At 73.0% G+C, this 4440-nt stretch carries 4 protein-coding genes; all 4 read right to left on the bottom strand.

What is annotated here, in order from left to right; translation table 11 throughout:
* A partial coding sequence (locus H1A17_RS33420) for a site-specific integrase (RefSeq protein ID WP_309236929.1) occupies positions 1 to 401 on the bottom strand: 401 nt, incomplete at its 3' end.
* Positions 402 to 436: 35 nt separating this feature from the next.
* The gene (gene ald, locus H1A17_RS33425) at positions 437 to 1552 is read right to left on the bottom strand and encodes an alanine dehydrogenase (protein WP_145918994.1); all 1116 of its coding nucleotides are present in this window, start codon (positions 1550 to 1552) and stop codon (positions 437 to 439) included.
* A gap of 340 nt (positions 1553 to 1892) precedes the next feature.
* A complete protein-coding gene (locus tag H1A17_RS33430; protein WP_194823759.1) occupies positions 1893 to 2498 on the bottom strand; it encodes an NUDIX domain-containing protein in 606 nt (201 codons plus the stop codon).
* Positions 2495 to 4276 (bottom strand): CTP synthase, encoded by a 1782-nt coding sequence (locus tag H1A17_RS33435; protein WP_145918992.1) that lies wholly within the window; start codon positions 4274 to 4276, stop codon positions 2495 to 2497. The genes H1A17_RS33430 and H1A17_RS33435 overlap by 4 nt, the downstream gene beginning before the upstream one ends.
* Positions 4277 to 4440 lie beyond the last annotated feature (164 nt).

Raw genomic sequence — 4440 nt, forward strand, 5'->3', positions numbered from 1 at the left:
CGGGCCGGGGTGGGCGGGCGCACGTCGCGGCTGGGGTCGTCGCCGGCCAGGCCCTCACGGACGGCGAACCGGTGCAGCCCGCGCACGGCGGACGCGGCCCGCGCCGCCGAGGTCACCGCCAGCGGCGGATGGTCGTCGTCACCGGCACGCAGCCGGGCCAGGTGCGCCTCGACCTGCCCGGCGTCGACGGCGGCCAGGTCGCGTACCCCGGCGGCGGCCAGGGTGTCCAGGTAACGGTCCAGGTCCCGCCGGTACGAGGTGAGGGTGTTCGCCGACAGTCCCCGCTCGACGGTGAGGTGGTCGAGGTAGCCGCGCACGGCCCGCCGCAGGGCCGGCGCGGGCTCCCCGCCGGCCCCGTCACCTGTCGCCCCCGGCACCTCGTCCCCGGCCGCGTGGGGCACGGCGTCGGGTGCCGGGGCGTGCGTCGTCCACCCGGTCAGGCCAGCACCTCGTCCAGCGGGAGGGTGGTCATGCCGTGCGCCTCGGCGACCGGGCCGTAGACGACCTGCCCGTCGTGGGTGTTCAGGCCCAGCGCCAGGGCGGGGTCGTGGCGCAACGCGTCACGCCAGCCCTGGTTGGCAAGCTCCAGGGCGTACGGGAGGGTGACGTTGGTCAGCGCGTAGGTGCTGGTGTGCGGCACCGCGCCGGGCATGTTCGCCACGCAGTAGAAGATCGAGTCGTGCACCTGGTAGGTCGGCTCGGCGTGGGTGGTGGGGCGGGAGTCCTCGAAGCAGCCACCCTGGTCGATGGAGATGTCGACAAGCACGCTGCCCGGCTTCATCCGGGACACCAGCTCGTTGGAGATCAGCATCGGGGCCTTCGCGCCCGGCACGAGGACCGCGCCGATGACCAGGTCCGCGTCGAGCACCGCCCGTTCGATCTCGTACGCGTTGGAGGCGACCGTCTGCAGGTGGCCCCGGTAGATCGCGTCGGCCTGCCGCAGCCGGGCCACGTTCTTGTCCAGCAGCAGCACCTCGGCCTGCAGGCCCAGCGCGATCGCGGCGGCGTTCATCCCGGACACGCCCGCGCCGATGACGACGGTCTTCGCCGCGTACACCCCGGAGACGCCGCCCATCAGAATTCCTCGGCCGCCGCCCTGCCGCTGCAGGTGGTACGCGCCGACCTGCGGGGCGAGCCGACCGGCCACCTCGGACATCGGGGCGAGCAGCGGCAGCGACCGGTCGGGCAGCTCGACGGTCTCGTAGGCGATGCCGGTGACCCTCCGGTCGACCAGCGCGTCGGTGCACTCCTTGGACGCGGCCAGGTGCAGGTAGGTGAAGAGCACCTGCCCGGCGCGCATCCGGTGGTACTCCTCGGCGATCGGCTCCTTCACCTTCAGCACCAGCTCGGCGGTGTCCCACACCTCGTCGGCGGTGCCGAGGATGGTGGCCCCGGCGGCGGTGAACTCGTCGTCGGTGAGGCTGGACCCGACGCCGGCGCCGGCCTCGACGAAGACCTGGTGACCGTGGCGGACGAACTCGTTGACGCCCGCGGGCGTGATCGCCACGCGGTACTCGTGGTTCTTGACCTCGCGGGGGATTCCGACCTTCACGTAAGACACCCTTCTCCGGGGTGCCGCACCCCGGACTGCGCGGCGCCCCCGCCGGCTCCGTTGCCGACGCGGTCCACCGGTCCCGCCGGCGGCAGTCTAGGCGCGCCACCCTCCCCCGACGGGCGGCACAGTGACAACCGGTGCCCGATGCGCCTGACGGTGTGTCAGGCGTACCGCGCGGGCCTGCCGTTCGGCGTCACACCCATCGTCGCACCGCGCGGCCCCGACCGCCGGACGGGAAACGCTCCCGCAACGACGTCGTGACGCACCGCGCCGGCCGGATGGGCAGACGACGCAGGGGCCGCGCGGCGTACCGTGGCGGCCCCTGTCGGCGGACGGATCAGCGGTGCAGCGGGGTGTCGGCGCGGCGCAGCACCGACCAGCCGGCGTCGCGGGCCCGCGCGGCGGCCAGCAGCCCGGCCACGCACGGACCATTGGTGATCTCCCCGGCCAGCGCCATGCCGACCGCCTCGTCCAGGTCGATCCGGACGACCTGCAGGTCGGCCTCCTCGTCGTGCCGCTCGTGCCGCTGCCCGACGGGCACCTCGGCCAGCTCGCGGGCGAGGAACACCCGGACCACCTCGTCGGAGAAACCCGGTGAGGTGTGCACGTCGACCAGCAGGTCCCACCGGGCGGCGGTCAGGTCGGCCTCCTCGGCCAACTCCCGGGCGGCGGCCACCGGCAGATCCTCGCCGTCGACGTCCATCAGCCCGGCGGGCAGCTCCCACAGGTGCCGTCCGACCGGCTGCCGGTACTGGCGCACCAGCACCACCTGACCGGCGTCGTCGAGGGCGACCACGGCGACCGCGCCGACGTGCCGGGCGTAGTCGCGGGTGGCGGTGCCCCCACCGGGCATGGTCACCTCGTCGGTGACCACCGTGAAGATCCGCCCGGCGTACCGCTGCACCCGGGAACGCAGCTCGTAGCGGTGCTCGACGGCGCTCACGACGCGGACGACGCCGTCGCCGGGGCGCCGTTGCGGGACGCGTTCCTCGCCGCCTGCGTCCCCTTCCTCGCCGTCTCGGTCGTCGCCGCCCCGGGCGCCGGGTCGAGGTCCACCGGCAGTTGGTCGGCCTGCGAGTACGCCACGGCCGCCTTGACGAACCCGGCGAACAGCGGGTGCGGGCGGGTCGGGCGGCTCTTCAGCTCCGGGTGCGCCTGGGTCGCCACGAAGAACGGGTGCAGGCTGCGGTCCAGCTCCACGAACTCGACCAGCCGGCCGTCCGGGGAGGTGCCGGAGATGTGCAGGCCCGCCTTGGTGAGCTGGTCCCGGTAGGCGTTGTTCACCTCGTAGCGGTGCCGGTGCCGTTCGCTGATCTCGGTGGCGCCGTACGCCTCGGCCACGATCGACCCCTCGGCCAGCGTCGCCGGGTACGCCCCCAGCCGCATGGTGCCACCCAGGTCACCCCGGCCGGCGACGATGTCCTCCTGGTCGGCCATGGTGGCGATGACCGGGTGCTTGGCCTCCTCGTCGAATTCGAGGGAGTTCGCCGCGTCCAGGCCGGCCAGGTGGCGGGCCACCTCGATCGTCATGCACTGCAGGCCGAGGCAGAGCCCGAGCAACGGCACCCCGTTCTCCCGGGCGTACCGGGCGGTGCCGATCTTGCCCTCGATGCCGCGGACACCGAACCCGCCGGGGATGACGATGCCGTCCGCACCGGCCAGGGCCGCCGCCGCGCCGGCCGGGGTGACGCAGTCGTCGCTGGGCACCCAGCGCAGCTGCACCCGGGCCCGGTGGCCGAACCCGGCGGCCCGGATCGCCTCACTGACCGACAGGTAGGCGTCGGGCAGGTCGACGTACTTGCCGACGACCGCCACGGTGACCGTGTGGTGCGGCTGGTGCACCCGCTCCAGCAGGTCGTCCCAGCGGGTCCAGTCGACGTCACGGAACGACAGGCCGAGCCGGCGCACCACGTACGCGTCGAGCCCCTCACGGTGCAGCACCTTGGGGATGTCGTAGATGCTCGGCGCGTCCGGGGCGGCCACGACCGCCTCGGCGTCCACGTCGCAGTAGAGCGACAGCTTCTCCTTGAGCTTCTCCGGGATCTCCCGGTCGCAGCGCAGCACGATCGCGTCGGGCTGGATGCCGATGTTGCGCAGCTGCGCCACCGAGTGCTGGGTCGGCTTGGTCTTCAGCTCCCCCGACGGCGCCAGGTAGGGCACCAGCGACACGTGCAGGTAGAAGCAGTTGTCCCGGCCCAGGTCGTGGCGCACCTGCCGGATGGCCTCCAGGAACGGCAGCGACTCGATGTCGCCGACGGTGCCGCCGACCTCGGTGATCACCACGTCGGGGATCTGGCCGTCGGCGTCCGGGTCGGCCATGCCGAGGATCCGCGCCTTGATCTCGTTGGTGATGTGCGGGATGACCTGGACGGTGTCGCCCAGGTACTCGCCGCGCCGCTCCTTGGCGATCACGTCGGAGTAGATCTGGCCGGTGGTGACGTTGGCCTTGCCGGAGAGGTCCCGGTCGAGGAAACGCTCGTAGTGCCCGACGTCGAGGTCGGTCTCCGCGCCGTCCTCGGTGATGAACACCTCGCCGTGCTGGAACGGGTTCATCGTCCCGGGGTCGACGTTGAGGTAGGGGTCGAGCTTCTGCATGACCACCCGCAGCCCGCGTGCGGTGAGCAGATTGCCGAGACTGGAGGCGGTGAGGCCCTTACCGAGCGAGGAGGCGACGCCCCCGGTGACGAAGATGTGCCGGGTCGTCCGTGCTGAAGGGGCCAAGGCCTGCTCCCGTGTCGTCCGTAGCGGTCGTGCGAACCGCCGTGCCGATCAAGTGATCACGCGATCCACGGGATTCCACGGTAACACCTCCCCCGGGGCCACCCGGCGTCGCATCCGACCTCGGGCTATCCGGTCCCGACGCCGGGCCGGCCGGCCGCCGCCCC

The sequence above is a fragment of the Micromonospora sp. S-DT3-3-22 genome (assembly GCF_015354745.1).
In the GTDB taxonomy this organism is placed as follows: Bacteria; Actinomycetota; Actinomycetes; order Mycobacteriales; family Micromonosporaceae; genus Micromonospora; species Micromonospora wenchangensis.